The organism is Caballeronia sp., assembly GCF_049581465.1.
In the GTDB taxonomy this organism is placed as follows: domain Bacteria; phylum Pseudomonadota; class Gammaproteobacteria; order Burkholderiales; family Burkholderiaceae; genus Caballeronia.
The window spans coordinates 1-2,515 of sequence record NZ_JBAUSA010001308.1; the positions used below are offsets into that span (position 1 = coordinate 1).

General features: G+C 61.8%; 3 protein-coding genes. All 3 read right to left on the reverse strand.

From position 1 onward, the window contains the following. Positions 1-224 precede the first annotated feature (224 nt). A complete protein-coding gene (locus WCA53_RS31725; RefSeq protein WP_423921030.1) occupies positions 225-1,409 on the reverse strand; it encodes a thiolase family protein in 1,185 nt (394 codons plus the stop codon). 145 nt (positions 1,410-1,554) lie between these two features. Continuing rightward, on the reverse strand, positions 1,555-1,986 hold the full coding sequence (locus tag WCA53_RS31730) for a MarR family winged helix-turn-helix transcriptional regulator (protein ID WP_423921033.1): 432 nt from the start codon (positions 1,984-1,986) through the stop codon (positions 1,555-1,557). A 61-nt stretch (positions 1,987-2,047) separates the two neighbouring features. Further along, positions 2,048-2,515: TOBE domain-containing protein (locus WCA53_RS31735; protein ID WP_423921037.1), on the reverse strand; the 468-nt coding region annotated here is incomplete at its 5' end.

The window sequence follows — 2,515 nt, forward strand, 5'->3', positions numbered from 1 at the left end:
TTCGTTTCTTTGCGCGTTTGCAAAGAAATGAAGTCCCGCCCCGGATAGGGGCTAACAGAAATAAGCAAGAAAATACTACTTATGCAGAACGACCACGCTGGAAGAAGGACTCAATGTTAGCCCCACACTCGCCGCGCGCAGCACCCCCCCCCAAGCCCCACATTCTCCGCAAGCAGCACCCCACCGTAACCCCATTCGCGAGCCCCCCAAACCCAGCGCAAAACCTAAACCCGTTCAAGCGCCAGCGCGATTCCCTGGCCTCCTCCAATACACAGCGTCACCATCCCCTTCCTAAGCCCATCGCGCTTCATCGCGTGAACCAGCCTCGTGACAAGCACCGCGCCCGTCGCCCCAATGGCATGACCATGCGCAATCGCTCCGCCTTCCGGATTCACGATGTCATCGGCAAGACCGAGCGTGCGCGCAACCGCGATCGGCACAGCAGCAAACGCCTCATTGATCTCAATCCGCTCAAGGTCCCCCAACGTCCAACCGGCGCGCGCCAGCGCCTGCTGCACGGCCGGCACAGGCCCCAGCCCGAACATGCCCGGTTCCACAGCCGCAATGCCATACGCCACCAGCCGCACCGCCGGCTCGATGCCATTTCGCTCCGCAAACCCGCGATCCGCAACCAGCACGGCCGACGCACCGCTGTTCAATCCCGGCGCGTTGCCCGCCGTGATCGTGCCGTCAGGACGAAACGCCGGACGCAGCTTCGAAAGCGTCGCGAACGTGGTATCGGGACGCGGCTGTTCATCGGTATCGAAGACGATGGTCTGCTTGCCCGCCTTCACTTCCAGCCCGACGATCTCGGCTTTGAACAGACCCTTCGACTGCGCCGCCGTAAAACGTTGCTGCGAGCGCTCGGCAAAGCGATCCTGCGCCTCGCGCGTGATGTCGAGTTGCGTGACGAGGTCTTCCGTGTGCCAGCCCGAATGCTTTCCGGAAAAGGCATCGTCGAGGCCGTCGCGCAACATGCTGTCATGGATCTCAGCGTTGCCCATCCGATAACCAAAGCGCCCGTTGTCCAGCAAATAAGGTGCTCGATCCATGTTCTCCATACCACCCGCCACCGCGAGTTGCACGAAGCCCGCACCGATCTCGTTCGCCGCCGACACGATCGCCTGCGCGCCGGAACCACACACGCGGTTCACGGTGAGCGCAGGCACCGACACCGGTAAGCCACCATTCACGGCGGCCTGGCGGGCAGGATTCATGCGATTTCCGGCCTGGATTACATTGCCGAACACAACCGACTCCACCTTCCCTGCATCTACGCCGGACCGGCGCAGACTCTCGCGGATCACGGCCGCGCCGAGCTCGGTTGCCGGCACGCCCTTCAGCCCGCCGTTAAAAGCGCCGATCGCGGTCCTGACCGGTTCACACAATACGATTTCACGTTGGCTCATAGTTCGCCTCTCCTAAGTTTCCAGCGAAGTTTCCAAGTTAACCGGCCCTTATTTCACGGCCGTGAGGGGGTGATCGAAACCTTTAGTGCATATGCACTTATCTACTGAAAAAAAATGACCTCGGCGAATAAACCGGGTCAGCTAGTCAGGACATCGATGTCACGTCGAACAACGATTTTCTCAGCTCGCCCGCGCGTTCACGGCCGAACCTCTCTTCGAATTCTTTCTGCGCCTCGCGCCAATGCGCCGCCGCCAGCATGTAGGTCTTCTTCCCGGCTTCGGAGAGATATAAGGCCACCGCACGCGAGCTCGCGTCCTGCGGCGCCGAACTCACCAGCGCGTCGCGCTGCATCGGCTTCAGGGCGCGCAGGAGCGTGGTGCGATCCATGACCATTGCGTCAGCCAGCTCCGCCATGGTCACGCCAGGGTTTTTCGAAATCGCCGCGAGCAGCGTGAACTGCGCAGCGGTCACGCCCGCCTGGCTCACATGGCGTTCGTAAAGCTGCGAAACGAAGCGCGCGGCCTGGCGGATGGCGAAGCAGTTGCAATCGAGGTAGGACACATCGGGCGTTGTCATGGCTTCAAGGATAGTAGTGCATATGCACGATGTCAAGCCGGAGCTTTTTGAACGGTTGGGATCAGCTTCGCGGATAGGCGACGACATCGCCTTCCACTGCGAGTTCGATTCGATCGCCCACGCGTGGATGGACGTGCCCCGCCACGCGAATCTGCACAGCGCGCGATTCCGACGTTGAGCGCAGCATGACGCTGGCATCGTGGCCATAGAACACGACTTTCTCGACCACGGCCTGCATGCCGCTGTGCGCATTCGACTCGGAAACGATGCGAATTTGCTCCGGCCGGATCATCACGTCGACCTCAACGTCGCCGTCCGCCATGCGCTGGGTGATCGTCAGGCACCCGAACTCACACTCCACGCGCCGCGCATCGCCGCGGGTAATCGTGCCCGACACGATCACCGCATCGCCCACAAAACTCGCCAGCTCGCGCGTCACCGGCCGCCGATAAACCGCTTCAGGCGTATCCCGCTGCACCAGCCGGCCTTTCCACAACACGGCCACCTCGTGCCCGAGCGACAGCGCCTC